The organism is Geodermatophilus sabuli (assembly GCF_900215145.1).
Taxonomy (GTDB): domain Bacteria; phylum Actinomycetota; class Actinomycetes; order Mycobacteriales; family Geodermatophilaceae; genus Geodermatophilus; species Geodermatophilus sabuli.
Genome location: NZ_OBDO01000001.1, coordinates 160,953 through 186,749, shown reverse-complemented (window position 1 = coordinate 186,749; position 25,797 = coordinate 160,953). Strand labels below are relative to the sequence as shown.

General features: G+C 74.9%; 29 protein-coding genes and 1 tRNA gene. 12 read left to right on the top strand and 18 right to left on the bottom strand.

Annotated elements, in window-relative coordinates:
- Positions 1-118: 118 nt before the first annotated feature.
- On the top strand, positions 119-943 hold the full coding sequence (locus CRP39_RS01005) for a GAF and ANTAR domain-containing protein (protein WP_221200600.1): 825 nt from the start codon (positions 119-121) through the stop codon (positions 941-943).
- 286 nt (positions 944-1,229) lie between these two features.
- Here the strand turns inward: CRP39_RS01005 and CRP39_RS26560 are convergent, their stop codons facing one another.
- Positions 1,230-2,564 carry a methyl-accepting chemotaxis protein gene (locus CRP39_RS26560; protein ID WP_097203602.1) on the bottom strand — a complete coding sequence of 445 codons (1,335 nt, stop codon included), beginning with the start codon at positions 2,562-2,564 and terminating at the stop codon, positions 1,230-1,232.
- Between the two features lie 188 nt (positions 2,565-2,752).
- On the opposite strand from CRP39_RS26560, the gene CRP39_RS00995 reads away from it, so the two are divergent.
- The gene (locus tag CRP39_RS00995) at positions 2,753-2,998 is read left to right on the top strand and encodes a hypothetical protein (RefSeq protein WP_097203600.1); all 246 of its coding nucleotides are present in this window, start codon (positions 2,753-2,755) and stop codon (positions 2,996-2,998) included.
- Positions 2,999-3,004: 6 nt separating this feature from the next.
- Here CRP39_RS00995 and CRP39_RS00990 read toward each other — a convergent pair whose 3' ends face one another.
- The 4 genes from CRP39_RS00990 to CRP39_RS00975 form a co-directional block, all read right to left on the bottom strand.
- A complete protein-coding gene (locus tag CRP39_RS00990; RefSeq protein ID WP_097203598.1) occupies positions 3,005-3,286 on the bottom strand; it encodes a MoaD/ThiS family protein in 282 nt (93 codons plus the stop codon).
- A gap of 2 nt (positions 3,287-3,288) precedes the next feature.
- Positions 3,289-4,368 carry a WD40/YVTN/BNR-like repeat-containing protein gene (locus tag CRP39_RS00985; RefSeq protein ID WP_097203597.1) on the bottom strand — a complete coding sequence of 360 codons (1,080 nt, stop codon included), beginning with the start codon at positions 4,366-4,368 and terminating at the stop codon, positions 3,289-3,291.
- A 73-nt stretch (positions 4,369-4,441) separates the two neighbouring features.
- A complete protein-coding gene (locus tag CRP39_RS00980; RefSeq protein ID WP_245853460.1) occupies positions 4,442-4,912 on the bottom strand; it encodes a hypothetical protein in 471 nt (156 codons plus the stop codon).
- Between the two features lie 79 nt (positions 4,913-4,991).
- Complete coding sequence (locus tag CRP39_RS00975; RefSeq protein WP_097203595.1) at positions 4,992-6,164, bottom strand: L,D-transpeptidase; 1,173 nt, start codon at positions 6,162-6,164, stop codon at positions 4,992-4,994.
- 176 nt (positions 6,165-6,340) lie between these two features.
- Here CRP39_RS00975 and CRP39_RS00970 point away from each other — a divergent pair.
- Positions 6,341-6,416: transfer RNA gene (locus CRP39_RS00970), tRNA-Lys, on the top strand.
- Between the two features lie 72 nt (positions 6,417-6,488).
- Here the strand turns inward: CRP39_RS00970 and CRP39_RS26555 are convergent.
- From CRP39_RS26555 to CRP39_RS00950, 5 genes are all read right to left on the bottom strand, one after another.
- Positions 6,489-6,626: a hypothetical protein gene (locus tag CRP39_RS26555; protein ID WP_172442218.1), complete on the bottom strand. Its 138-nt coding sequence runs from the start codon at positions 6,624-6,626 to the stop codon at positions 6,489-6,491.
- Positions 6,627-6,717: 91 nt separating this feature from the next.
- Positions 6,718-8,556, bottom strand: a complete 1,839-nt coding sequence (locus CRP39_RS00965) for a potassium channel family protein (RefSeq protein ID WP_172442215.1) — start codon at positions 8,554-8,556, stop codon at positions 6,718-6,720.
- 12 nt (positions 8,557-8,568) lie between these two features.
- A complete protein-coding gene (locus CRP39_RS00960; protein ID WP_097203593.1) occupies positions 8,569-8,955 on the bottom strand; it encodes a DUF6394 family protein in 387 nt (128 codons plus the stop codon).
- 57 nt (positions 8,956-9,012) lie between these two features.
- Entirely contained in the window at positions 9,013-9,636 is a 624-nt protein-coding gene (locus CRP39_RS00955; RefSeq protein WP_143426502.1) for a TetR/AcrR family transcriptional regulator, read from the bottom strand.
- A gap of 301 nt (positions 9,637-9,937) precedes the next feature.
- Positions 9,938-10,549, bottom strand: a complete 612-nt coding sequence (locus CRP39_RS00950; RefSeq protein ID WP_097203590.1) for a hypothetical protein — start codon at positions 10,547-10,549, stop codon at positions 9,938-9,940.
- 146 nt (positions 10,550-10,695) lie between these two features.
- On the opposite strand from CRP39_RS00950, the gene CRP39_RS00945 reads away from it, so the two are divergent.
- From CRP39_RS00945 to CRP39_RS00925, 5 genes are all read left to right on the top strand, one after another.
- Complete coding sequence (locus CRP39_RS00945) at positions 10,696-11,052, top strand: hypothetical protein (protein ID WP_097203588.1); 357 nt, start codon at positions 10,696-10,698, stop codon at positions 11,050-11,052.
- Between the two features lie 35 nt (positions 11,053-11,087).
- Complete coding sequence (locus CRP39_RS00940; RefSeq protein ID WP_097203587.1) at positions 11,088-12,164, top strand: NAD(P)-binding domain-containing protein; 1,077 nt, start codon at positions 11,088-11,090, stop codon at positions 12,162-12,164.
- 226 nt (positions 12,165-12,390) lie between these two features.
- Positions 12,391-13,308, top strand: a complete 918-nt coding sequence (locus tag CRP39_RS00935; RefSeq protein ID WP_097203581.1) for an ABC transporter ATP-binding protein — start codon at positions 12,391-12,393, stop codon at positions 13,306-13,308.
- A complete protein-coding gene (locus CRP39_RS00930) occupies positions 13,305-14,120 on the top strand; it encodes an ABC-2 transporter permease (protein WP_097203580.1) in 816 nt (271 codons plus the stop codon). The genes CRP39_RS00935 and CRP39_RS00930 overlap by 4 nt, the downstream gene beginning before the upstream one ends.
- 154 nt (positions 14,121-14,274) lie before the next feature.
- Positions 14,275-14,616 carry a hypothetical protein gene (locus CRP39_RS00925; RefSeq protein WP_097203578.1) on the top strand — a complete coding sequence of 114 codons (342 nt, stop codon included), beginning with the start codon at positions 14,275-14,277 and terminating at the stop codon, positions 14,614-14,616.
- A 79-nt stretch (positions 14,617-14,695) separates the two neighbouring features.
- Here the strand turns inward: CRP39_RS00925 and CRP39_RS00920 are convergent, their stop codons facing one another.
- Positions 14,696-15,133 (bottom strand): nuclear transport factor 2-like protein, encoded by a 438-nt coding sequence (locus CRP39_RS00920; protein WP_216359562.1) that lies wholly within the window; start codon positions 15,131-15,133, stop codon positions 14,696-14,698.
- A gap of 52 nt (positions 15,134-15,185) precedes the next feature.
- The gene (locus CRP39_RS00915; RefSeq protein ID WP_245853459.1) at positions 15,186-16,334 is read right to left on the bottom strand and encodes an MFS transporter; all 1,149 of its coding nucleotides are present in this window, start codon (positions 16,332-16,334) and stop codon (positions 15,186-15,188) included.
- 88 nt (positions 16,335-16,422) lie between these two features.
- On the opposite strand from CRP39_RS00915, the gene CRP39_RS00910 reads away from it, so the two are divergent.
- Positions 16,423-16,965 carry a DUF488 domain-containing protein gene (locus CRP39_RS00910; protein ID WP_097203575.1) on the top strand — a complete coding sequence of 181 codons (543 nt, stop codon included), beginning with the start codon at positions 16,423-16,425 and terminating at the stop codon, positions 16,963-16,965.
- Entirely contained in the window at positions 16,962-17,606 is a 645-nt protein-coding gene (locus CRP39_RS00905) for a nitroreductase family protein (protein ID WP_097203573.1), read from the top strand. Before CRP39_RS00910 ends, CRP39_RS00905 begins: the two co-directional genes overlap by 4 nt.
- A 41-nt stretch (positions 17,607-17,647) precedes the next feature.
- Here the strand turns inward: CRP39_RS00905 and pruA are convergent, their stop codons facing one another.
- Positions 17,648-19,273, bottom strand: a complete 1,626-nt coding sequence (gene pruA, locus CRP39_RS00900) for an L-glutamate gamma-semialdehyde dehydrogenase (RefSeq protein WP_097203571.1) — start codon at positions 19,271-19,273, stop codon at positions 17,648-17,650.
- A 14-nt stretch (positions 19,274-19,287) separates the two neighbouring features.
- Positions 19,288-20,223, bottom strand: a complete 936-nt coding sequence (locus CRP39_RS00895; protein WP_097203570.1) for a proline dehydrogenase family protein — start codon at positions 20,221-20,223, stop codon at positions 19,288-19,290.
- 204 nt (positions 20,224-20,427) lie between these two features.
- On the opposite strand from CRP39_RS00895, the gene CRP39_RS00890 reads away from it, so the two are divergent.
- Together CRP39_RS00890 and CRP39_RS00885 are read left to right on the top strand one after the other, a co-directional pair.
- The gene (locus CRP39_RS00890; protein WP_245853458.1) at positions 20,428-21,033 is read left to right on the top strand and encodes a biliverdin-producing heme oxygenase; all 606 of its coding nucleotides are present in this window, start codon (positions 20,428-20,430) and stop codon (positions 21,031-21,033) included.
- Positions 21,030-23,375, top strand: coding sequence for a SpoIIE family protein phosphatase (locus CRP39_RS00885; protein WP_172442212.1), 2,346 nt, complete (start codon positions 21,030-21,032; stop codon positions 23,373-23,375). The genes CRP39_RS00890 and CRP39_RS00885 overlap by 4 nt, the downstream gene beginning before the upstream one ends.
- On the opposite strand, the gene CRP39_RS00880 is transcribed toward CRP39_RS00885, so the two are convergent.
- The 4 genes from CRP39_RS00880 to paaD all read right to left on the bottom strand — a co-directional run bounded on the left by CRP39_RS00880 (position 23,335) and on the right by paaD (position 25,720).
- Positions 23,335-23,619: a hypothetical protein gene (locus CRP39_RS00880; RefSeq protein ID WP_221200601.1), complete on the bottom strand. Its 285-nt coding sequence runs from the start codon at positions 23,617-23,619 to the stop codon at positions 23,335-23,337. The genes CRP39_RS00885 and CRP39_RS00880 overlap by 41 nt on opposite strands.
- Positions 23,620-23,648: 29 nt before the next feature.
- Positions 23,649-24,428 (bottom strand): SDR family NAD(P)-dependent oxidoreductase, encoded by a 780-nt coding sequence (locus CRP39_RS00875; RefSeq protein ID WP_097205007.1) that lies wholly within the window; start codon positions 24,426-24,428, stop codon positions 23,649-23,651.
- A gap of 131 nt (positions 24,429-24,559) precedes the next feature.
- A complete protein-coding gene (gene idi, locus CRP39_RS00870; RefSeq protein WP_097203566.1) occupies positions 24,560-25,105 on the bottom strand; it encodes an isopentenyl-diphosphate Delta-isomerase in 546 nt (181 codons plus the stop codon).
- Positions 25,106-25,219: 114 nt separating this feature from the next.
- Positions 25,220-25,720 (bottom strand): 1,2-phenylacetyl-CoA epoxidase subunit PaaD, encoded by a 501-nt coding sequence (paaD, locus tag CRP39_RS00865; protein ID WP_172442209.1) that lies wholly within the window; start codon positions 25,718-25,720, stop codon positions 25,220-25,222.
- Positions 25,721-25,797 lie beyond the last annotated feature (77 nt).

Genomic DNA, 25,797 nt, shown 5'->3' with positions numbered 1-25,797 from the left:
TCCCGCGCAGGCAAGGACTACCTCAGCGGTTCCGACCGTGCCACGGTGGGCTGTGAGCACTGAGGGCGGCGGAGGTCCGCGTCAGTGGGGACAGCCCTCCGCGCAGGACACCGGCACGATGGTCCGCCGTGACGCGCTGGCCCGGCGACTGGCCGAGGCCGCGCGCAGCCTCCAGGGGCAGACCTCTCCCCGGCAGGTGCTGGACGGCGTCGTGGACCTGGCACGCTCGATGGTGCCCGGTGCCGACGAGGCGACGATCACCATGGTCGGCAAGGACCGCCACTGCTATTCAGCGGCGGCCACCAGCGCGTTGGCCAGCGACTTCGACGTCCTCCAGGACGAGACCGGTGAGGGTCCGTGCCTGGACGCCATCTGGCAGCAGGAGACCGTTCGGGTGGACGACCTGGCCAACGATCCGCGCTGGCCGGTCCTCGGCCCCCGGGCCGCGGAACGCGGAGTGGGCAGCATGCTGTGCCTCCAACTGTTCGTACACCGGGACACCCTCGGCGCGCTGGACCTGCTGGCCCGTGCCACGTCGGCCTTCACCGACGAGTCCGAGCACGTCGGCCTGCTGCTCGCCAGCCACGCCGCCATCGCGGCAGCGGACGCCCACCACTTCGAGAACGTGACCAGCGCCCTGGTGAATCGGGACGTCATCGGCCAGGCCAAGGGCATCCTGATGGAGCGGTTCAAGATCACCTCAGACCAGGCGTTCGCCGTGCTGGCCAAGGTCAGTCAGGACACCAACCGCAAGGTGTCCGCGGTCGCCGAAGACCTCGCCCGCACAGGCGTGTGGATCCCCGACCTGCGCGCCGGACCCGATCGCCAGGACACGCCCTGGGGGTACCCGGCCGGAGGAGCCCTTCCCCGGGAAGGCGATCCAGACCCGCCTGCGCCATCGGGGTGTACTGATCGTGGCCGACAGCCCGGGGAGCCCCGTTGACGTCGATCCGCAGCGAGCCGTCCGTCGCCGCAGATCCGTGCCCGTCGGCTCGCGCTGATCCGCGGCGTGCACACGGCCCTCGAGGCCCTGGGTGTTCCTCGCGAGGGCACGAACCCGAGCCGTCGAGCAGGAACCACCGGCCGACTCCCCCCGCGCGTCCACCCGGTCCCGCTCCCCGCCTGCAGCCGGCCGCCCGTCGCCGTCCACGACGGCGCCCCCGCAGCCGCAACGTGGACCGGAGGGAACCGCAGCAGAGGCCCAGCGCGCCAACCCGGGCCGCGCCGGCTCAGCGGTCGCCGGTGACGATCCGCCGCAGGTCGGCGGCCATCCGGGCGGCTTCGCGGGAGGCGCCGGCGATCGCCTCGCGAGCCTGCTCGGTGGCCGCGCTCTGCTCCTCGACGGCCGCCGCGATGGTGCTCTGGGCGTCGACGACACCGCGGATCGCGGCCTCCACGCCGCCCAGGGCCGCACCCGCCGTGTCGACCTCCTCGCGCACGCTGTCGACCACCCGCCGGATCCGCTCGGTGGCCCGCGCCGTCTCCATCGCGAGGTCCTTCACCTCACCGGCGACGACGGCGAAGCCCCTGCCCGCCTCCCCTGCCCGCGCGGACTCGATGGTCGCGTTGAGGGCCAGCAGGTTGGTCTGGTCCGCGATGCCGGAGATGCTGCCGGCGATCTGGTCGATCTCCGCCATCGTCCCGGCCAGCCGGTCGACCGTGGCCGCCCCGGCGCGGGACCGCGCGCTGGCCTGCTGCGCGGTGCTGCTGGCGCCGCTGGCCGCCGCCGCGATCTCGGCGATCGCCGAGCGCAGCCCCTCCACCACCTCGCCGACCGTGGCGACGTTGCCGTCCAGCCGCTGACCGGCGCTGACCAGTGCAGCGAGCGCCTCCTCCGTCCGCACCGCCTGCGCCGCGCGTTCGCGGGCCCGCCGGGCCGCCTCGTCCGCGGTCCGGGCCCGCTCCTCGGCGAGCTCGAGCTCGGCCCGGGCCTGCGCCGCCTCCTGCTCCTCGGCCCGCTGCCGTTGTTCGCGGCGGTCCCGCTCCGCCCGCTCGGTGAAGGTCCAGCCGTAGGCCAGGAACGTCGCCTCGACCAGCAGGAACACCGCGTGCAGTGCGACGAACGCCAGCGGGTTCTCGTGCGCCTGGTGGGTGGAGAACACCGAGGTCGGCAGCCAGATCCCCATCACCGCGTGGTGGACGGCGACGAACGCGACGGCGAGCAGGAACGGCGTCCACATCTGGTAGAGCGCGACCAGCGGGAGCAGGGCGTAGAACCAGATGTGCAGGTCGGTGAGCCCCCCGCCCACGTGGACCAGCACGTCTGCGCCGACCATCAGGCCGAGGCAGACCGCCGACGCCCGGGCGCCCTGGGTCCGCAGGCCCAGCCCGAGCCCCACCAGGACGGCGATCGCGGCCAACTGCCCCCACAACAACCAGCCGCCCGCCCCGCGCACCAGGCCGATGCCGGCGAGCACGGGCAGGTGGGCGATGAGGACCCCGACGGTCACGCGGTGCCGGGCCAGGAAGCTGCGGTCGTCCAGCCGGGCGCCCTGGGGGATGCGCGCCCGGAGGCCGAGCCGGAGGGCGTCGCCGGGAGCTGCCTGGGCGGAGGTCGAGGTCACGGTCCTGACATCGGCCACCGGGCCGGGGTACTTGCGTCCGGAGTCGTATCGACCACAGCGACGTCGTCGGGCCGGGCCGGCACCCCCGCACCGGCGTCGCGTGTCACGTGGGACGACTGGGGCGCGTGCGCCGAACACGCGCGGTCGGGTTCCGCCGTGGGCCTCCCCGGCCTGGCGACCCTGGGGACATGACTCTCGCCTACTCCTACGGGACCGCTCACGCCGTCGTGATGGTCGGCTCGGTGGGCACCGCAGAGGGCCTCCAGCCTCGGCAGATCGGCCCGGCGCACGCGACCATCGGCCGGGTGAACGGCCGCAGCCGCAAGGCGCTGTGCGGCGCCTACGTCGCCGTCGACGAGCAGACGGTATGGCCCCCGGAGGGCTACGAGAGCTCCCAGCTGTGCGCCGAGTGCGCCACCCTCGCGAGGCTCTGAGCCCGGTCAACCCCCCGCGACCGAGGGCAGCACCTGGACGACGGCGCCGTCCGGCACCGCCGCGTCCACCCCGCCGGTGAACCGCACGTCGTCGCCGTCCACGTAGACGTTGACGAACCGGCGCAGCGCGCCCGACTCGTCCCGGATCCGGCGGGCGAGCCGGGGGTGCGCGGCGTCCAGCGTGTCCAGCAGGCACCCCAGCGTGCCGCCGTCCGGGTCGACCTGCAGGTGCCGGGCACCCCCGGCCAGGTCGGCCAGGACCCCGGGCAGCACCACCTCCACCGACATCGTCAGACCCGGGCCGCGCGGACGACGAGGACGTCGGGCAGGTGGTCGGCCACCAGCTGGAACGTCTCGCCCTCGTCGGCGCTGGCGTAGACGCAGCCGTCGCGGGTGCCGACGTAGATCCCGGTCGGGTCGGCGTCGTCGGCGCAGAACCCGTCCCGCATGACCGCGGCCCAGAACCCGTCGGGCAGCCCCGCGCCCAGCTCGGTCCAGCTCTCCCCCGCGTCCCGCGTGCGGTGCACCCGCAGCCGGCCCTCCGGCGGCACCCGCTGCATGTCGGCGACCAGCGGCACCACCCACGCCGTGCCGGGAGTGGACGGCGAGGACACGATCGGGAAGCCGAAGTCGGCGGGCAGGCCGCCGGCGATCGACGTCCAGGCCTTCCCCGCGTCGTCGGTGCGGAAGACGCCGAAGTGGTTCTGCGCGTACATGCGGTCCCGGTCGCCCGCGTCGACGGCGACCTTGTGCACGCACTGGCCGTACTCCGGGGTCGGTTCCGGGAGGAAGACGGCGCTGATGCCGCTGTTGCGCGGCGTCCAGGTGGCGCCGCCGTCCTCGCTGACGTAGACCCCGCCGGCGCTCATGGCCAACACGACCCGGTCGGAGTCCGGGTCGGGGAGGACCGTGTGCACCGCCGCCCCACCGCCGCCGGGCTCCCAGGTGGGCCGGTGCGGGTGGTCCCAGAGCCCGCGGACGAGGTCGAAGCTGCACCCGCCGTCGGTGCTGCGCCACAGCGAGTGCGGCTCGCAGCCGGCCCAGACGACGTCGGGACGCCCGGCGGAGTCCGGTCGTAACTGCCAGACGCGGGCCAGCGCGGCGCCGGTGTCCTCGGGGAAGCGGATGGCGCCGGACTCGGTCTCCTGCCAGCTGCCGCCGAGGTCGTCGGACCACATGACCGTCGGGCCCCAGTGCCCGTACTGGATGCCCGCGAGCACGCGCGGCCGCGGCCCCCGGGTGTCGATCGACACCGCGGCCACCTCCTGGGCGAGCAGGTGCGGCTCCCCCATCGTCCAGGTGCGGCGGTCGTCGTCGCTGCGGGCCAGCCACAGGCCCTTGCGCGTGCCGATGGCGAGCAGATCGGTCATGGCGCCCCTCCGATGCGTCGGTCAGGGCGCGCAGTGCGCCCCTCGGAGGGGAGACCGCCGAGGGCCGCGGAACTCAGCGGCGGGTGGCGCCACCGCTGGGCTGGTCCGGGCCGCCCGTCGGCTGGGCACGGTCGCCGACGGCACGGTCTCCGGCCAGGTGGTCGCCGGCCGAACGGTTGCCGGCGGTGCGGTCGTGCTGGTCGGACAGGCCGGGGGCGAGCTTCTCGGCCTTGGCGCGGAGCTGGTCAGCGGCCGACGCGTGCTCCTGGGCCTGCACCGCACGCTGCTGGGCCTCCTGCTCGGCCAGCCGGGTGCGCTCCTCCACCTCGGCGCGCTCGCGGCGGGCGCGGGCGGCCTGCTCCTCGGCGGCGGCCCGTTCCTTCTCCGCCTGCGCTCCGCGCAGTTGCGCCTCCTGCAGGTGCTCGCGCGCCTGCTCGCGCTTCTTCGCGCCGTTGATCCGGTTGCGCTTGGCCAGCGCGAGGGCCAGCAGTGCGAGCAGCACCACCGCGACCACGACGATGAGCACGATCACCCAGGTGTCCACGGCACTCTCCTCAGCTCGGGAACCGGATGATCACTTCCCGCGCAGGAGCTCCCGAAACGCCCGGACGACGGCCGTCCGCTCACTTCAGCGCGCTACCGGCCAGCCACTCCTCCCACGGGATGGTCCAGTCGTAGACGTCCGAGCGCAGCGTCCCCGCACTGGAGCCGCGGATCTCCACGACGTCGCCGGGCTGGGAGAAGTCGAAGAACCACGCCGCCCGGTCGGTGCTGAGGTTGATGCAGCCGTGCGAGACGTTCGCCCGCCCCTGCTGCCCGACCGACCACGGCGCGGCGTGCACGAACTCGCCACTGTCGGAGATCCGGACGGCGTACTCCACCGGCGTCCGGTAGCCGTCGGGGCTGTCGACCGGCACGCCATAGGTGCTGGAGTCCATGACCCGGTCGCGGTTCATCTCGGTGACCACGTGCGGGCCGTTGTAGCTCGGGTTGTCGGGGCTGCCGGCGCTCATCGGCCAGCTCTGCACCAGCTGGTCCCCGTCGTAGACCTCCATCGTGTGCGTGGAGGCGTCGGCGATCGACACGTGCCGCTCCCCGATGGAGAAGGAGACCGTGCGGTCCTTCTCGCCCCACACGCCGTCGCCGAAGGCGACTCCGTAGAGGTCGGCCTCGAGCGTGACCTGGATGTTCTCCGGCCAGTACTGGGACGGCCGGAAGTGCACCTCGGTGTCGCTGAACCAGTTCCAGACGCCGTCGGTGGGCGTCGTGCTGCTCACCCGCAGGTGGCTCTCCACGGCGGCCTTGTCGACGACCGGGTCGTCGAACCACACCCGGATCGGCATGCCGACGCCGACGGTCTGCCCGTCCAGCGGTCCGACCGACGGCGTCGAGACGGCCGCCGGGGTGACCGTCGTGAACGTGGTCGCGGCCTCGACCGGCTCCTCGTCCTCCCCCTCCGCGGTGGCGGTGAGGGTGTAGCTGGTGCCGTAGGCCAGCGGGGTGTCCGGCGTCCAGAGGTCGGTGGCCAGGCCGGGCGAGTCGGTCACCGCCCCGCTCACGGGCGTCCCCGCGCCATCGACGACGATGACCTCGGTCAGCTCGCCGTCGGTGACGGAGATCTCCAGGGGGACGAGCGGCGAGACGTCGGCCGACCCGTCCACCGGCGCCACCTCGACCGAGGCCGGCGGCGCCTCGGGGGTCGGCGCGGCGGCCACCCCGCTGCCGCCCGCAGCACCCTGGCAGCCGGCCAGCAGGACCAGGGCCCCCGCCGTGACCAGCGCAGCCGTCCGTCTCATCAGTGTTCCCTCCGCGTCGTGGGCGGCCGTCCCCGCACGGGCCACCGGCGCCAGCCCACCAGTGTCCCCGGACGATCCGGAACACGGGCGGACGCCGGGCCCGCGGACCACCCCGTCGGCACCCCGGACGGCGCTGGTATGGTTTTCCCTCGTTGCGCAGTCCAGCCGCGCGACACGCGCCATTAGCTCAATTGGCAGAGCAGCTGACTCTTAATCAGCGGGTTCGGGGTTCGAGTCCCTGATGGCGCACCACACGACGAAGCGGCTCTCTCCTCCGGGAGGGGGCCGCTTCGTCATCCCGGGGGCGCGCACACTCCCGCGGGGTCACCCGACCGGTGCGGTGACCGAGTGCGGGAACGGGTCCTCGGCGTCGTCGGAGGAGCCGAGGGTCACGAACGCCATGAGGCCCACCGCGGCTCCGACGATGCCCAGCGACGACAGGACCCTCCGCACCAGCTGCACCGCCCCATCCTCGTGCCGCGGCGACGCTGCGTGACCGCCCGGGCCCGCCGTCCGCCCGTTCCGGGGACCCCGTGCACCCGCTCGGTGCCGGTCACGCCCCGGTCCGGGTCGGTGGCCGGCTCGCCGGCGCCTCGGCCGGGGTGCGGCTGAGCTTGCGCCAGACCCAGCCCGAGGGCACCCGGCGTCCCGACACCACGTACTCGAGCACGGAGTCGACCTGCAGGGTCGTGCCCAGCGCCCGGCGGGCGGCACCCCAGCCGGCGAGCAGCACCTCGTCCCCGGTCCGCAGCACCAGGTCGTCGTCCGGCGCCAGCACCGCCTGATCGCCGCTGAGGACGAGCAGCACCAGGATGTGCAGCGGCTCGTCGCGGTTCTCGGGGTTGCGCAGCAGGTCCCCCAGCCGGGCCTGGCCCGAGGCCAGCCACCTCCCCAGGGCGGGCGCCTCCTGCGAGGTCAGCCGCACCTTCCACAGCGCCTGCAGCTGCGACCCGCAGAGGTCGCTGAGCCGCTGGACCAGGTCGGCGGCCCAGGCGTCGCCCCGGGCGGGCATCTCCCGGATGAACCGCCACAGCAGCGGGGTGGACAGCTGGGCGTAGACCTCGTGGGCGATCACCTCGGTGGGCACCAGCCGGGCGTCGAGGTCCATGGCGGAGAACAGCGGCGCGCTCTCGGGGCGGTTCTGGCGGGCCGCGACGAACAGCCCCGGGTTGACGCGCCGCGCCGTCGCCACCAGGGACAGGTTGGTCGTGTCGTTGTCGGTCCCGGCGACGAAGCCCACCGCGTGCGCGAGGTCCACCTGCTCGAGCACCTCGGGTTCCGAGCCCTCCCCCACCACGATGTCGGCGTCCTCGGGGCCGGTCGGGTCCGGCTCGATCACGGTGACCTCGATGCCCTCCGCGCGCAGGTCGGCGGTGAGCTCCCGGCCGAGCCGGCCGTACCCGCACACCACCCAGCGTCCGGAGCGCGGCGGCGTGCCGCGTTCGGGCAGCTCCGCCCCCGGCCCGCTCTCCAGCCAGGTGAGCAGCTGGTAGGAGGCCGGCGCGCTGAGTGCCAGCCGGAGGTGGTCCCCGAACCGGTCGAAGGGGTCGACGATGCTCGGGTGGCCGAAGGCCCGCATGCGGTCGGCCATCGCCTCGGAGGAGGCCCGGGCGATGACCGGCAGCTCCGGGCGCAGCAACGCGGCGGCCATGACCACGGTGAGGTTGGTCTCCTCGTCGTCGGTGAGCGCGACGACGGCCTCGCAGCAGGGGTGGTCCAGGCCGGCGACGCCCAGGTGCCCCGGGTCGCGGGCGTCGGCGGCCAGGGCCGGGACGTCGGCGTGCAGCGGGGCGAGCTCCAGGTCGTCGATCCGCTCGGAGGAGACGTCGAGCACGACGAACCGCCGGCCGAGCGCGTCGATCGACCGCCCGAGCAGCTCACCGGCTCGCCCGTACCCGGCGATCAGCAGGAACGGCTCGCGCAACCGGGCCACCTTGCGGGTGAAGTGCTGCAGGGCCAGCGCCGAGCGGAACGCGCGGTCCTGGACGAGGGCCAGCAGGGAGCCGATGGCGTACGCCCAGCCCACGACCGCCAGGTAGATGGAGATGGTCACCCACATCCGCTGGTTGTAGGTGAACGGGTACGGGATCTCGCCGAAGCCGATCGTCGAGGCCGTGTAGCTCATCACGTAGAACGCGTCGAAGAAGCCCATCCGGTACGGGTCGCCCTCGGCGTCCTGCCCCGGGATGAGGGTCAGCCCCAGCACGCTGACCGCGAAGATGGCGATGAGCACGATCAGCGGCGCCCGCATCCGCCGCATCACCAGGAAGATCGTCTCCGAGGCCTCCACCGCCGAGGAGGCGGCGACCCGGAGCGCACTGCGCCGCGCCCGCCGGTCGTCGTCCTCCGGGCCGAAGATGTTCCGCCAGAAGACCAGCAGCGGATTGCCCACGACGACCTCCGGTCACCCGCGGTGGAAGGAGACCGTCTCCACGACGAGCAGGACGACGGAGACGATGTTGGCCAGCAGCGCGCCACCCGACAGCGACACCACGCTGGCCGTCCAGGACGGGGTCATGCCGGCCGACGAGACGTACTCGGCGTAGCCGAACATCAGCGTGGCGCCGATCAGCTGCAGGTCGGCGACCAGGCTGGTGGCCAGGTGCACCGCCCCGATCTGGGTGCGGTCGCCGAACTTGAGCACGGTGGCGATCAGGTTGACCACGACGGCGGCGAACAGCTCGTAGGGGTTGTGCAGCGCGGGGTCGTCGATGTCGCCGATGAAGAAGCCGAAGTTGAGGGTGGCCGCGAGCACGACGAAGAAGCCGAAGACGACCTTCTCCAGGTTCACCCGGCCTCCCGCGTCGTGGCCCTGCCCGCTGCCCCGATCCCGCGGTCCCGAAACGCGTCAGCGGGCGCGCAGCAGGGGCATCATCGCGCCATCGACCAGCTCGGTCACCACGTCGGCGTCCAATGGCCCGCCGGTGACCAGCCAGCGCACGGTGAGGACCGCGGGCCCCACCTCCGCCGCCGCGGAGGCCGCGGCCTCCGCGCTGATCTCGCCGCGGCACACGGCCCGGTCCAGGACGGTGGCCCACGCGCGGCCCCAGGAGGCCAGGGGACCCCGCCGGTAGGCCTCGGCGAGCGCGGGGTCGCCGACGACGGCGGCCAGCAGGCTGCGGGTCGCCCGCCCGGACGGGCCGTCCATCAACTCGAGGGTGGTGGTCAGCAGTGCGACGAGGTCCTCGCGGAGGTCCCCCGTGTCGGGGACGGGCAGGTCGTCCTCCACGGACCCGTCCAGCACGCCGAGGAGCAGCTCGGCCTTGCTGGACCACCGCCGGTAGATCGTCGCCTTGCCGACGCCGGCGGCCAGCGCGACCGCGTCCATGGTCAACCCGGCGTACCCCTCCCGGCCCAGGACCTCCAGCACGGCGGCGGCGATCGCCCTGTCCCGCGCCGGGTCCAGCCGCCGGCCGCTGCGTGTCCGCGCCGGAGCGCCGTCTGAACGCAGGAATCCCTCACCGACAGTCACTGAGCGAACGTAGCCTGTGTCCGGCCTGTGCGCAGAGTCGCCGAACGACTCCGTTCCCGCGAACGCGACGGGGCCGGCCGCAGTGTCCCGCGACCGGCCCCGTGCGTTCCCCCTCGAGCGGTGCCACCGTTCCCCGGCGGTGACACCGGCCGTGCTGCCCGGCAACGCCGTTCCCCGCGACGTCACCGGTCGTGCCACCGACGCCACCGTTCCCCCGCGGTGACACCGGTCGTGCTGCCGGCGGCTCCGTCCCCCCGTGCGATGGAGACGCCGGCTGTCCGTCAGGCCCCGGAGGGCCGGCTCATCGCGCGGTCCCGCCGCGCTGCGTGGTGCTGAAGGTGACGTCCAGCGCGCTGGTCGCGCCGGCCACCATGTCGGCGGTCGTCGTCGCCGGGAGCGTCGCGGTCAGCAGCAGGTGGTCCACCCCGCCGGGAGCCAGGCTGGCCGCCCCGGTCAGCGGTGCGTCGGCCACGATCGGGCCGGCGTAGAACCGCGTCGTCGCCCCGGCACAGCTCCAGTCGCCGTTCGTCAGCACCCAGGACACCGAGCAGGAGTCGACCGCCAGCTGCAGGCCGTGGGTCCGGTCGCTGTCCAGGACGCTGGAGTCCGTGGCGACCGACGCCATCCGCATCTCGCCGAGCGCGACCGTGCCCCCGTTGACCAGGTCGACCGCCGAGCTCTCCGAGTCGCCGGCCAGGAAGCTGCCGTGGTCGAACAGCGACAGCGTCGCGGCGTCGGCGGCCTTGGTGAGCGCGATGGACACCACCCCGGTGTCGAGCTCGGTGACCACCGGCGTGGTGCTGTCGGTGAAGGTGCCGAACGTGCCGAGGCCCGCGACGGCCGCGGCGGCCCCGACGACGACGACGGACGCGGCGATCCGGCCCTTGGCGGCGCGGTGGTCAGCGGCGGTCACGGTGGTTCCTCCTCGGTACGGCTCGCCGCCGGTGTCCCGGCGACAGGAGGAACTCTGGCGGGCCAACCGCAGGCTCCCCACGGGGTGACCGCAAGGGATCCGCAAGGTGCGCGAAACCCCGTTGCCGGCCTCCCTACCGTCGGGACATGACCCCGACCGAGGAGCTGCAGCCGGTCCACCGCCGCGAGGACGGCGAACTCGTGGGCTACCTGACCACCGAGCGCCGCGACGGCACCGACGTGTGCGTGGCCCGCTCCCTGTTCGGCGCCCCGCTGCAGGAGTTCCCCGACGACGAGCAGGCGGCCGCCTTCCTCCGCCGCCGCGGCCTGCCGCTGCTGGCCGAGCAGTGGTGGTACCGCCCGGCCGACGGGTCCCCCGAGCGCCCCGCCACCCTGGTGGAGGCGCGACTGGACGAGGTCACGGTGCGGTTCGGCTACGACCCGCAGTCGGTCACCCTCTCCGGCGCCGAGCTCGCGCGGCTCACCCCCACCCGGCCCGGCTGAGGGAAGGGACGCCGCTCCCGCGCCGTTGTCCGGGCATGGACAGGGACGTGGAGGTCGTGGTCATCGGCGCCGGTCAGGCCGGGCTGAGCACCGCGCACCACCTCGCCCGCGAGGGCTTCGCGCCCGGCACGGGCTTCGTCGTCCTCGACGCCGACGCCCGTGCCGGTGGCGCCTGGCAGCACCGGTGGCCGTCGCTGACCCTCGCCCGCACCCACCACGTGCACGACCTCCCCGGTCTGCCGTTCCCCGCCGCGGCCGACGACGTCCCGGCCGCCGCGGCGGTGCCCGCGTACTTCGCCGACTACGAGCAGACCTTCGGGCTGCCGGTGCGACGGCCGGTGCGGGTCCGCGCCGTCCGGCGGACCGGCGACGACCGGTTCCTCGTCGAGACGTCGGACGGCGACTGGACCGCCCACGCCGTCGTCAACGCCACCGGCACGTGGACCCGCCCGTTCGTGCCGCGCTACCCCGGGCAGGAGCTGTTCCGCGGCCGCCAGCTGCACCCGGTCGACTACCGCGGCGCCGAGGAGTTCGCCGGGCAGTCGGTCGTCGTCGTGGGCGGGGGCGCGTCCGCGGTGCAGCTGCTGGGTGAGATCGCCGAGGTCGCCGACACCACCTGGGTGACCCGGCGACCGCCGGTCTGGCGCGAGGAACCGTTCGGCCCGGAGGCGGGCCGGGCCGCGGTGGCGCTGGTGGCCGACGCCGTGCGCGAGGGCCGGCCGCCGAGCAGCGTCGTCGGCGTCACCGGGCTCGTGGTGACCCCGTGGGTGCGGGCGGCCCGGGAACGCGGTGTCCTGGACCGGTTGCCGGTCTTCGACCGGCTGACCGAGGACGGCGTCGCCTGGGACGACGGCCGGTTCGTACGGGCCGACGCGGTCCTGTGGGCCACGGGGTTCCGCGCCGCGCTGGGCCACCTCGCACCGCTGCACCTGCGTGGCCCAGGAGGCGGGATCCGGATGGCAGGCACGCACGTGGCCGGTGAGCCCCGCGTGCACCTGGTCGGCTACGGGCCGTCGGCGAGCACCGTGGGCGCCAACCGGGCGGGCCGGGAGGCCGCGCGCGAGCTGCGCCGGCTGCTGCACCCGGCCGCGGAGCTACCCCGCTCCGCCTGACGGCCACCGATGAGCCCGGCAACGCCGGCCTCCACCCTCTCGCCGAGATCGCCGATCCCGTCGCGTCTCGGCGTTGACACCGCCGAGATCGGCGATCTCGGCGGGTCAGGGCTGCCCCTCCGGGACGGTTCAGGGTCGGATCGGGGCGCTCCCGGATGTCCACCGGCGCGAGCAGCCGACAGCCTCGACGGCATGACCTCCGCGACCTCCCCGAGCCGGTGACGCCGTGATCACCGCGCACCGGCTCACCAAGACCTACGGCCGCCGGACCGCCGTCGACAACGTCAGCTTCACCGTCGAGCCCGGCCGGGTGACCGGCTTCCTCGGCCCGAACGGCGCCGGCAAGTCGACGACCATGCGGATGGTGCTGGGCCTGGACCGGCCCACCTCCGGCAGCGTCACCGTCAACGGCCGCCGCTATGCCGACTCCCCCGCCCCGCTGCGCGAGGTGGGTGCGCTCCTCGAGGCCCGGGCCCTGCACCCCGGCCGCTCCGCCCGGGACCACCTGCGCTGGCTGGCCGTGAGCAACGGCATCCCGTCCGCCCGCGTCGACGAGGTGCTCGACCTGGTCGGCCTCACCACCGTGGCCGGGCAGCGGGTGGGCCGCTTCTCCCTCGGCATGGGCCAGCGGCTGGGCATCGCCGCGGCGCTGCTGGGCGACCCGCCGGTCGTCGTCCTCGACGAGCCGGTCAACGGCCTGGACCCCGAGGGCATCCGCTGGGTGCGCACGCTGGCCCGCGACCTCGCGGCCGAGGGGCGCACCGTGTTCGTCTCCAGCCACCTGATGGCCGAGATGGCGCAGACCGCCGACCACCTGCTGGTGATCGGCCGCGGCCGGGTGCTCGCCGACTGCTCGACGGCGGACTTCATCTCCGACCACGCCGCCTCCTACGTGCGGGTGCGCACCCCGCAGCACGACGCGGTGGCGACCGTGCTGCGCCGGCACGGCCTCGACGTCGCCGCGCACGGCGGGGAGCTGCGGGTGCAGGGGCTCGACGCAGCTGCGGTGGGCGAGCTCGTCGGGCACGCCGGACTGCTGCTGCACGAGCTCACCCTGGTGCGCTCCTCGCTGGAGGACGCCTTCATGACCCTGACCGCCGACAGCGTCGAGTACGCCGCGACCCCCGCCGGAGCACAGCGATGACCGCCCTGGGAGCCCTGTCCCCGACCCGCACCGCCGCCCCGGCCGCGCCCGGGTTCGGCGCCGCCGTGCGCGCCGAGTGGATCAAGACCTGGACCGTGCGGTCGACCGGCTGGTCGCTCACCGCCATGTTCGTCCTCGGGGCCGGCCTCACCGCCCTGGTCTGCGCGCTGGCCGCCGAGGACCTCGCGGCCGGGACCACCGGCGAGCCGGTCGGCGCCTTCCTGACCTGGGGGATGATGTTCGCCCAGGTCACCGCCATCGTGCTGGGCACGCTCGCGGTCACCAGCGAGTACGGCACCGGGATGATCCGGGCGACGCTGGCCGCGAACCCGCGCCGCGGCACCGTGCTCGCCGCCAAGGCCGTGGTGCTCACGGGCACGCTGTTCGTCGCCGGCACGGTCACGGCGCTGGCCGGGTACCTCGCCGGCAACTGGTTCCTCGACCGGGAGGGCATCGGCGTCGCGCTGTCCGACGACGGCGTGCTGCGGTCGCTGTACGGCAGTGGCCTCTACATGGCCGGCCTCGGGTTGTTCGCGGCCGCCGTCGGGCTGCTGGTCCGGCACACCGCCGCAGCGCTGTCGATCGTGCTCGGCCTGGTGTTCGTCGTCGGCAACATGGTGATGCTGCTGCCGGATGCCTGGGGCGAGTGGGCGACGAAGCTCATGCCCGGCAACGCCGGCGGCCGCATCGCCACCCCGGAGTCGTTCAACCCGATGCTGCTGGACCCGTGGGTGGGCTTCGCGGTGTTCGCCGCCGAGATCGCCGTCCTGCTCGCGATCGCCGCGGCGTCGTTCTCGAGGCGGGACGCGTAGCACCGGCCGCCCCGCGACTCCCCTCCCACGATGACCACGGGGTTGTTGCCGGCGACACGGCGGTCCACGCCGGGCAGCCCGGCAACAACCCCGTGGTCGACAGCGGGCGGGGTCCGGCGGGAGCGCTCCACCGGTAGGACGACAATGACTCGGCGTGACTGACGTACACGCCGCCGGACGGCGCACCGCCGACGAACTGGTCCGCCTGCTCACCGACGACGACACCCCCGCGGCCGAGCAGCTCCTGGCCGGCATCCCGACCATCCGTGAGCTGGTCTTCGTCGGCGCCGGCCTCACCTCGGTCGCCCGCACCGAGGGCCGCCGGCTGCCCCCGGCCCAGCGTGCCCAGGCCAGCACCCGCCAGCTGCGGCTGGGGGCCCTGCGCGACGCCAACCGCGACGACGTCGAGGGCCTGCGCGGGTGGCTGCTGCGGGCCGCCGAGGAGATCGTCCTGATCCGCTCCCAGCAGGCCGCCGCCGACCGCTTCGCCGGCTGACCGCCGTTCCTGCGAGGGGCATCGCAGCGGGCAGCGGACCGGGGCGCGGGAGCCGGCCGGAGCCCTCGCCGGCTGGGGGTCAGCCGAGCGGCTCCACCCACTCCGCCCGCCAGGCCGGCGCCTCGGACGGCCGGGCGTAGTACCGGGTGTCCCGGACGATCCGGCCGTCGTCGTCGAGCTCCAGGGTGAGGACGACGTGCCAGACGTCGTCCCCGTAGTCGTTGACGCCCTCGACCACCCACACCCGGCCGGCGCCCACCACACGGCGCAGCCGGATGCTCGGCGGCGTCGGGAAGGCCTCCTGCATCGCCCGCATGGCGTCGCGGCCGCGGATCCGCTCCCCCGACTGCGGCATCTCCATCACGTAGTCCGGGTGCCGGACCCGGTACTCGTCCTCGGCCGACACCCCCTCCCCCGACGTCAGGCCGAACAGCCGTTCCAACCCGGCCCGCATCGCCTGTGCGTCGTCGCCGGTGACCGCCCGGCGGAACAGCTCGAGCACCTCGGCCTCGCCCATGCCGGTTCCCTACACCGCCCGCCCGGGAGCCGACAGGGCCTCCTGCCCCGGGTCAGCGCCGGGTCGCGACCAGCGCCACCGGCAGCGTGGCGACCAGCACCACCGAGACCACGACGTAGGTCCACGGCAGCCCGAGACCGGCCGCGACCACCCCGAGCGCGAGCGCACCGGCGGCGGTACCGGCGTCGAACGAGGCGTTCCACATGGCACTCGCCGCCGTCGCGCCGCCCTCCCCGGCGCGGGTGAAGGCGGTCACCAGCGTCAGGTTCTGCACCGCCCCGAAACCGGCGCCGAACACCGCCGCTCCGGCGAGCACCCACGCGTCCCCGGCGACCAGGCCCACCGCCACGACGGCCAGCCCGGCGGCGTTGACGACCAGCGCCAGCGGCATGAGCAGCCGGGTGCCCAGCCGGTCGGCGAGCAGCCCGGCCCGCCAGCGGGTGACCGCGCCGGTGATGCCGAAGAGCAGCAGGGCGGCGGTCGCAACCGCGCCGTCCGGCCGCTCGATCGGCAGGAACGTCTGGAGCCCGCCTCCGGCGAGGGTCACCACCAGCAGCACCATGGACGGCGCGAGGGCGGCCAGCGCCGCCGCGCGGGTCGACCGCCCGGCGGTCGACTCCAGGCGCACCGACCGGACCAGCATCGGCACCAGCGGCAGCGCCAGCACCGGCGAGGCGGCCAGCCACGCCAGCCATGCCACGTGCCCGTCGAGCACCAGCGCCACCCCGGCCGGGACGGCGACGAGGTTGGGCACTGCGATCGCCAGCCCGTACAGGCCGATCGCCTCGCCCCGGCGCTCCAGCGGCGCGACCTGGGCGGCGAGCGTCGCCCCGAGCACGGTGAGGACGCCGAAGCCGGCGCCGCGCACCACCGCGATCGCCGACAGCCAGGCCAGCCCGTCGTCCACCGCGTACAGCGGGGACGGCGCACCGAGGGCCACCAGGCCGACGGCGAGCACCGGGCCGAGCCCGTACCGGGCGGTCAGCGCCGGCACGACCGACTGCACGGCGATGGTGACCACGAGGAAGACCGCGGTGACCACACCCGCGGTCTCGGCACTGGCCCCACCGGCCACCGCGTACGCCGGCAGCGACGCGAGCGTCAGGCAGTAGCTGGCGAACCCCAGCGCCGTCGCCCCGATCAGCGCCCGCATCGCGGGCAGCCGCCACAGCGACGTCCGCACCCCCGCCGTCCCCGCCACGCCGCTCACCTCTCCCCCGGGCTCCGTCGCCCGGCGGCCCAGCATGACCGGCCCGTGGCACCGGTCGCGGAGGGGGTAGGGACCTGGGGTGCCGCTGCTGACCGTGGGCCACGGCCCCGAGGACCGCTCCCGGCTGGGCGCCCGGCTGGCCGGGGCCGGCGTGGAACTCGTCGTGGACGTCCGCCGCTTCCCGGGCAGCCGGAGCAACCCCGACGTCCGGCGGGAGGCGCTCGAGGAGTGGCTGCCGGCGGCGGGGATCGGCTACCGGTGGGAGGAGCGGCTCGGCGGCCGGCGCTCGCTGCCGCGCGACCAGCCGGTCGCCGACGACTGGTGGACGGTCGCGCAGTTCGCTGCCTACGCCGCCCACACGCGGACGGCGGAGTTCGGCGCGGCCCTCGGCGAGGTGCTCGCCGAGGCGGACGCGGCCACCGTCGCGGTGATGTGCAGCGAGAGCGTGTGGTGGCGCTGCCACCGGCGGCTGGTGGCTGACGTCGCCGTCCTGGCCCGTGGCGTGCCCGTCACCCACCTCATGCCCGACGGTCGGCTGACCCCGCACGCGCCGTCGGCCGGAGCGGTGCGCGGGGACGACGGTCTCGTGCGCTGGCCGGCATCGGGCAGGGTGGGCCCATGACGTTGCCGCTGACGCCCGACGAGCTGCTGACCACCACCCGCGCCGTCCGCAAGCGCCTGGACCTGACCCGGCCGGTGTCGCTGGAGCTGGTGCGCGAGTGCCTGGAGATCGCACTGCAGGCGCCGTCGGGGTCCAACGCGCAGTCGTGGCACTGGGTGGTCGTGACCGATCCGGCGCAGCGGGCCGCGATCGGCGAGATCTACCGGCAGCAGGTGGTGCGGTACGCGGAGTCCCGCACGTTCGCCGGGAAGCTGTTCGCCGACCGGCCGGAGCGGTCGCAGGTCCAGCACCGGGTGGGTGACAGCGCGGTGTACCTCGGCGAGCACATGGGCGAGGTGCCGGTGCTCGTCGTCCCGTGCATCGCGACGGGGCGGCCGCTGGCGGCCGGCAACCAGGCCGGGCTGTGGGGTTCGCTGCTGCCCGCGGTGTGGAGCTACATGCTGGCCGCGCGCGCCCGCGGCCTGGGGACGGCGTGGACGTCGCTGCACCTGGCCCGGGAGGCCGAGGTCGCCGAGGTCCTGGGCATCCCGGACGGCGTGCACCAGGCCACGCTCGTGCCGACGGCCTACTACACCGGCGAGACGTTCAAGCCCGCCGCCCGCGAGCCGCTGGACACCGTGCTGCACCTCGACCGCTGGTGATGGAGGGGATCCGCCGGGGGCACCCCGGCGGATCCCCTCCATCACCCCATGTGCGGATAGCGGTGGTCGGTCGGCGGGACGAACGTCTCCTTGACGGAGCGGGTGCTCGTCCAGCGCAGCAGGTTCTGCGCGGCGCCGGCCTTGTCGTTGGTGCCCGAGGCCCGCCCGCCGCCGAACGGCTGCTGCCCGACGACGGCGCCGGTCGGCTTGTCGTTGACGTAGAAGTTGCCCGCGGCGAAGCGCAGCACGTGCTGGGCGTGGGCGATGGCCGCGCGGTCCTGCGCTATGACGGCGCCGGTGAGCGCGTAGGGCGCCGCGGACTCCATCTGCGCGAGCGTGGTGTCGTAGTCGGCGTCGTCGTAGACGTGCACCGCCAGCACCGGCCCGAAGTACTCGGTGGTGAACACCTCGTGGCCCGGGTCGGTGCCCTCGATGACCGTGGGCCGCACGAAGAAGCCCTCGCTGTCGTCGGCCCGGCCACCGGCGACCACGGTGAGGGCGTCGTCGTCGGCCGCCCGGTCCAGGACGCCGGACAGCTTCGAGAACGACCGCCGGTCGATCACCGCGCCCAGGAAGTTGGAGAGGTCGGTGACGTCGCCCATCGGCAGCGCCTCGGTCTCCCCCACCAGGTCCTCGCGCAGCCGCGCCCAGACACTGCGCGGCACGTACGCCCGCGACGCCGCCGAGCACTTCTGCCCCTGGTACTCGAAGGCGCCGCGGATCAGCGCGGTGCGCAGCACGTCGACGTCGGCCGAGGGGTGGGCCACGACGAAGTCCTTGCCGCCGGTCTCGCCCACGATGCGCGGGTAGCCGCGGTAGCGGTCGATGTGCTGGCCGACCGTGCGCCACAGGTGGTGGAAGGTCGCCGTCGACCCGGTGAAGTGGATGCCGGCCAGGTCGCGGTCGGCCAGCAGCACCTCGGACACTGCGACGCCGTCGCCGGTGACCATCGTGATGACGCCGGGTGGCAGGCCGGCCTCCTCGAGCAGCCGCATGAGGAAGTGCGCGGCGAACTGCTGGGTCGGGGCCGGCTTCCAGATCACCGTGTTGCCCATGAGCGCCGGCGCCGTGGGCAGGTTGCCCGCGATCGCGGTGAAGTTGAACGGGGTGATCGCGTAGACGAAGCCCTCGAGCGGGCGGTGGTCGGCGCGGTTCCACACCCCCGGGGACGACACCGGCTGCTCCTCCAGGACCTGCCGGGCGAAGTGCACGTTCCAGCGCCAGAAGTCGATCAGCTCACAGGCGCTGTCGATCTCGGCCTGGTACGCGGTCTTGCTCTGGCCGAGCATCGTCGCGGCGTTGAGGGTCTGCCGCCACGGACCGGCCAGCAGCTCGGCGGCGCGGAGGAACACCGCGGCGCGGTCGTCGAAGGCCATGTCCCGCCACCCGGGGGCGGCCTCCCGAGCGCAGCGCAGCGCCTCCTGCGCGTCGGCGTGCGTGGCGTGCGCGGAGGTGCCGAGGACGGCGGCGTGCCGGTGCGGCTGGACGACGTCGAAGCGTTCGCCACCGCCGAGGCGGTGCATGGTCCCCAGCGTCATCGTCAGCTCGACCGGTTCGGCGGCCAGCTCGGTGAGCTGCTGCTGCAGGGCCGCGCGTTCGGGTGCGCCGGGGGCGTAGGTGAGCACCGGCTCGTTGCGCGGCGCGGGGACCCGGGTGACGGCGTCCATGGCGGGGCTCCTGTTCAGGACGTGGTGGCGAGGGAGCGGAGGAAGAAGCGCAGGTTGGCCGGCCGCTCGGCCAAGCGACGCATGAAGTAGCCGTACCAGTCGACGCCGTAGGGCACGTAGGCGCGCACGGTGCAGCCGGCCGCGGCCAGCCGGCGCTGCTCGGCGGTGCGGATGCCGTAGAGCAGCTGCACCTCCCACGAGTCCGGCGTCCGACCGACGAGCGTCGCCAGCCGCTGGGCGACGGCGAGCAGCCGCGGGTCGTGCGTGCCGACCATCGGGTAGCCGGGGCCGCGCACGAGGACGCCGAGGCAGCGGGCGTAGGCGGCATCGACCTCGTGTCGCCCCTGGTAGGCGACCGACGGCGGCTCGTCGTAGGCGCCCTTGACCAGCCGCACCCGCGACCCGGGCACCGCGAGCGCGGCGGCGTCGTCGAGCGTGCGGTGCAGCGCGGCCTGCAGGACGGCGCCGGTACCGGGGTGGTCGCGGCGCAGCGCGGCCAGGACGGTGAGGGTGGAGTCGATGGTGTGCGACTCCTCCATGTCCAGGGTCACCGTGGTGCCGATCGCGCTCGCCGCCTCGGCCACCGGGCGGACGAGCTCCAGGGCCAGGTCGGTGCCGCCGCCGGGCAGCGCCTGCCCGAACGCCGACAACTTCACCGACACCTCCGCCGCCGGGCCGAGGTCCAGCGGGGCCAGCCCGTCGAGCAGGGCGAGGTAGGCGTCGCGAGAGCGCACGGCCTCGGCGCGGTCGGTGACGCCCTCGCCGAGGTGGTCGAGCGTGACGGCGATGCCCTCGCCGGTCAGCCGGCGGACGACGGCCAGGGCGTCGTCCAGGGTCTCGCCGGCGACGAACCGGTCGACCACCCGGCAGGTCGCGGGCGTCCCCGTGACCAGCCGGCGCAGCTCGGGCCGCCGGGACGCGCCGAGCAGGAGCGCCTTCTGCGAGAGCACGGGCCACCTCTCCCCGTGCACGTCCGCGCACGCTGCCCGGTGCACGTGCGCGGACGGGCACGTCGACCCCGACGCTAGGCAGCCGCGGCCCGCGCCACCAGCGACGGGCGCGCGGGCCGCAGTCGTTGCGTCCTGCACCCGTCGTCCGCGCCGCTCCGCGCGCGTGACCTACCCTCTCTCCCAGTGGCTGCGGGAGGAGAGGCGTTGCCTCGAGAAGCGGGGGGCGCCGACGTCCTCACGGCACTGCGCACGGCCACGGCCGCCGAGCACGAGCAGGTGGAGTCCGTCCTCGCGCTGATGGACCCGCGGCTGCGCCGGGACCGGCTGGTCGCCGTGCTGACCCGGTTGCACGCCTTCTGGACCGCCGCCGAGGCCGGCCTGGACCGCTGGGCCGGCCGGGAACCGGCCGACGCCGCGACCGTCGGCTGGTCCCGTCGCCGGCGCGCGCACCTGTTCGCCGACGACCTGCAGGCACTCGGTGCGGTCCGCGACCACCTGCCCACGCCGCGGCTGTCGCCCGTCGAGGACACCGACCAGGCCCTGGGCCGGCTCTACGTCCTGGAGGGCTCCACGCTCGGCGGCACCTTCATCACCCGCCACCTGGCCACGCTGCCCGGCCTCGGCCCCGGCGCGCGGGTGGGCGCCTTCTCCCCGTACGGCACCGAGACCGGCGCCATGTGGCACGCCTACCGGCGGGTCACCCGCGAGCGGGTGGCGACGGGGGGCGACGCCGCCCGCCTGGTCGACGCCGCACGGGACACCTTCGGCGCGCTGGCGGTCTGGGTCGCCCCCCTCGGGGCCGCCTCGTGACCGACGGCCCGGGCCTGGAACTGCTGCCGCCCGGCGCGCCGGTCGACCTGACCAACTGCGAGCGCGAGCCCATCCACGTGCCGGGCAGCATCCAGCCGCGCGGCGTGCTGCTGGCGGTGAGCGAACCGGACCTCGTCGTCCAGCAGGTGTCGGAGAACCTCGCCGACCTGGTCGGCGTCGAGCCGGGTGACGCGCTCGGCCGCCGGCTGCCCGACGTCCTCGGTGTCGGCGCCGCCGAGGCGGTCGCCCGGTCGGCCAGCGCCTTCGGTGACCTGCGCGAGCGCAACCCCGTCGAGGTCACCCTGGACGTCGGCGGCAGCCCGGTGCCGGTCGACGCCCTCCTGCACCGGGCGGTGGCCGGGACGGGCACGGAGGGGACGCCGCCGGCATCCACGCTGGTCGTGGAGCTGGAGCCGGCCCGCGGGCCCCGGCCGTTCTCGTTCCCGAACACCTACCAGGCGGTGCGCGGGACCGTCGGCGAGCTCAACCGCGCCTCGTCCCTGCAGGAGCTCTACGACATCACCGCCCGCGCGGTCCGCCAGCTCACCGGCTTCGACCGCGTGATGGTCTACCGCTACGACGCCGACCACAACGGCGAGGTCGTCGCCGAGGCCGCAGCACCGGGGCTCAACTCGTTCCTCGGCCTGCACTACCCGGCATCGGACATCCCCGCGCAGGCGCGCGCCCTGTACGAGAAGAACTGGATCCGGCTGATCTCCGACGTGGACTACGTGCCGGCCCGGCTGCAGCCGCTGGCGCTCCCGTCGACCGGGCAGCCCCTGGACCTCACCTACTCCGCGCTGCGCAGCGTCTCCCCGATCCACGTCGAGTACCTGCAGAACATGGGCGTGCGCGCGTCGATGTCCATCTCGCTGCTGCGCGAGGACCGGCTGTGGGGCCTCATCGCCTGCCACCACTACACCGGTCCGCACGCTCCGCCCTACGCCACCCGCGCCGCCGCGGAGTTCCTCGGCTCGACGTTGTCCCTGCGCCTGGTCGACCGTGCGGAGGAGGACGAGGTGCACCGCGCCCTGCGGGTGCGCTCGACCCTCGCCTGGCTGACCGCGGCGGCCCTCGACGAGGACCGCCCGCTGGCCGAGACCCTGCTGGGCTCGCCCAGCCTGCTGGACCTGCTGCCCGCCGACGGGGTCGTGGTCGACCTGCACGGGCACACCGGCAGCCGCGGCGCCACCCTCCCCGCGGGCGCCGCGGACGCGATCGCCGCCTGGGCGGCCGCGCGCGGCGAGGACGTCGTCGCGACCGATTCCCTCCCGCTGACCGCACCGGACCTGCCGGCCGGGCCCGCCTGCGGAGTGCTCGTGCTGCCCCTGCCCGAGGGGCAGTACGTGCTCTGGCACCGGGCCGAGGCAGTGCGCACCGTCGACTGGGGCGGTGACCCGCACAACAAGGCGATCGCCGCCCGCGAGGGCGACGGCGTGCGGCTCAGCCCGCGCAAGAGCTTCGACCGCTGGCGGGAGACGGTGCGCGGCCGCTCCGAGCCGTGGACGGCGCAGCAGCTGGCCGAGGTCGCCGAGCTGCGCACCCACCTGCTGGAGGCCCTCTACGCCCGTTCACGCAGCATCGTGCGCGCCGCGGAGACCCTGCAGCGCAGCCTGCTCACCGAGCCGCCGCGCCGGGCCGACCGGGAGATCGCGGTGCGGTACGTGCCGGCCGCGCGCGAGGCGCAGGTGGGCGGCGACTGGTACGACGTGTTCGACCAGCCCGACGGCTCCACGGTGCTGGTCATCGGCGACGTGGTCGGTCACGACACCGCCGCGGCCGCCGCCATGGCGCAGTTGCGCGGGGTCCTGCGCGGCATCGCCTACGACAACGCCGAGGGGCCGGCCGCCGTCCTGCGCCGGCTCGACGGCGCGATCGACGGGCTGGGGCTGCGGGCGCTGGCGACCGTGCTCGTCGGCCGGTTGGTGCCCGATCCGGTCTCCGCAGGCGCCCGGCTGACCTGGGCCAGCGCCGGGCACCTGCCGCCACTGGTCGCCGGGCCCGACGGCGCGGTCCGGGCGCTGAGCGCCCCGCGGGCCGGGCTGCTGCTGGGCGTGGACCCGTCGGCGGTGCGGGTGGAGTCCGAGACGGTGCTCGAGGCGGGGTCGACCCTGCTGCTCTACACCGACGGGCTGGTCGAGCGGCGCGACCAGGCCTTCGACGACGGCGTCGAGCGGCTGGCCGGGGAGCTGGCCACGCTCGGCGAGCAGCCGGTCGAGGAGGTCTGCGACGCGGTCCTCGCCCGGCTGCTCGCCGACGGCGCGGACGACGACGTCGCGCTGGTCGCCGTCCGGCTCGGCGCTAGCCTTCGTCCGTCGGCGGGGCGGCGAACCGGGCGCTGAGCCCGTCGCCCTGGTCACCGCCCTCGGCCGGCAGCGGCGCCTCGTCCTCGGCCGCGCGCACCTCGGCGGCCGTCTCCTCCGGGGACGCCGACCCGGCGCGGGCGTCCCGTTCCAGGGCGGCCAGGAGGCGCTCCTCGTCCGGCGCCAGGTCGCCGGGACCCAGGTGACCGCCGGGTTCCCCGGCGTCGCTGCCCGACGCCATCGCGCTGTCGGGGGTCGGGTCGTCGGGGTCGGTCACGCTCATGCCGCGCCTCCTCTTGCCGGTCACGGGGATCAACGGGGGAAGTTCGGCTCGAGGCGCGGCACGATCTGCATCTCGGGCACGAAGGCCGCCGGGTGCAGGGTGACCAGGTAGCGCACCATCTCGGCCACGGCCGAGGGCGGCATCATCAGGTGCGACGGGATGCCCCACTGCTCCATCATCGGGGTGTCCATCGCGGCCGGGATCACGGCCTGCACGCGGCAGGGGAACGGCCGCTCGGTGCCGTCGTCGGCCCGCACGGCCTTCTCGCGCAGCTCCCGCTGGATGCACCTGGTGGCGTTGAGGAAGCCGGCCTTGGAGCCGTTGTAGGCGATCGCGCCGCTGCCGGAGGTGATGGCCGACAGGGACACGATGTGCACCACGTCGGCGGTGCGCCCCTCCGGCAGGTGCTGCACCCGCTTCATGAACTCGCTGGTCAGGAAGACCGGCCCCTCGCAGTTGACCGCCTGCACCCGCTGGTAGTCGGCGAGGTCGATGTCGGTGACGTAGCCGGGCCGGTCGATGCCGGCGACGTTGACCAGGACGTCGAAGGCGTCACCGTGGGCGTCGAACAGCTGGGCGACGACCTGGCGGCGGCTGGCGTCGTCGGTGACGTCGAGCGGGACGACCTCGGCCGAGCCGCCGGCGTCGGCCACCAGCTTCGAGGTCACCTCGCTGCCGGCCGCGTCGATGTCGGCGATCGCGACGTGCGCGCCGGCCTCCGCCAGGGCGGTGCACGTGGCCCTCCCGAGCCCACTCGCCCCTCCGGTGACCAGGGCGACCCGCCCCGCCAACGTCCCGCTGTCGACCATCCGTTCCTCCGTCCGCCGGACCTGCCTGTCGGCGACCACCCTCCCCGACAACGGCGGGCGGCGCAGGTCGGCGGCGGGTCAGGCGTGGGCGGCGCGGCCGGAGGTCGCGTCCACGCAGGCCAGGCCGGTGGTCAGCTGTGCGGTACGAGCCCCGCGGCCTCGATCAGCCGGGCCTGCTCGCGGCACCAGGGCGACCACGCCTCGTCGCCCTCGGCCTCCTGCCGGCGGCGGAACGCGGCCCAGTCCAGCAGCTCCCAGTCCCCGACCTCGGTCGGGTCGGGTGCGGGCGTGCCGGTGAACCGGCCCAGGTAGACCGGGCAGACCTCGTTCTCCACGACCCCACGGAACTCGGCCCGGTACCGGTAACCGGGCAGCGCCTCGCGCAGCTCGCCGACCCGCAGGCCGAGCTCGAAGTCGGCGCGGCGGGCGATGGCGGCCGCGTCGCCCTCCCCCGGACCGGGGTGGCCGCAGACGGTGTTGGTCCACATGCCGGGGAACGTCTGCTTGCTCGTCGCGCGGCGGGTGACCAACAGCCGCCCGGCGTCGTCGAAGAGATAGGCGGAGAAGGCGCGGTGCAGCGGCGTCTCCCCGTGGTGCACCAGCGGCTTGGGCATGGTGCCGATCGCCGTCCCGTCGTCGTCGACCAGGACGATGAGCTCCTCCGCGGTGACCGTCACCTCCCCATGGTCGCGGATACCCCGCGCCTGCGCACCCAGCGCCCACGACCGGCGCAGCGGCTCATCGCCCGCACGCTGCGGTACACCGGCGCGAGCCCGCCATGGCGCCGCGGCTCAGAGCTCCTTGACGTGCTCGAACGGCTCGCGGCACGACCGGCACCGGCGCAGCGCCTTGCACGCGGTCGCGCTGAACTCGCTCAGCTCCTCGGTGTCGGGCGAGCCGCACAGCGGGCAGGACGCCGTCCGCGGGGAGGGCCCGAGCCGCAGCGGCACCGGGCCGGGGTCACGGCGCGGCGCCGGCCCGGGCGGGGCGATGCCGGCCTCGGCCAGCTTGCGGCGGCCCTCGGGGGTGATCCAGTCGGTGCTCCACGCCGGCGTCAGCACGGTGCGGACGTCGACGTCGGGGAAACCGGCCTCGTGCAGGGCGCGCAGCAGGTCCGCCCGCATCGTGCCCATCGCCGGGCAGCCGGTGTAGGTGGGGGTGATCTCCACGACGACGATGCCCTCCTCCAGCCGGACGTCGCGCAGCACGCCGAGGTCGGAGAGCGTGAGCATCGGCAGCTCGGGGTCGGTGACGGTGTCGGCCACGGCACGCGGGTCGGTTGTGGTGGTCATCACACCCACCTTGTCGCCGCCGCGTGCCGGAGCGCCAGTCCTTGTCGCTCCGCCCGGTGACGCCGACGGGTGGCGCG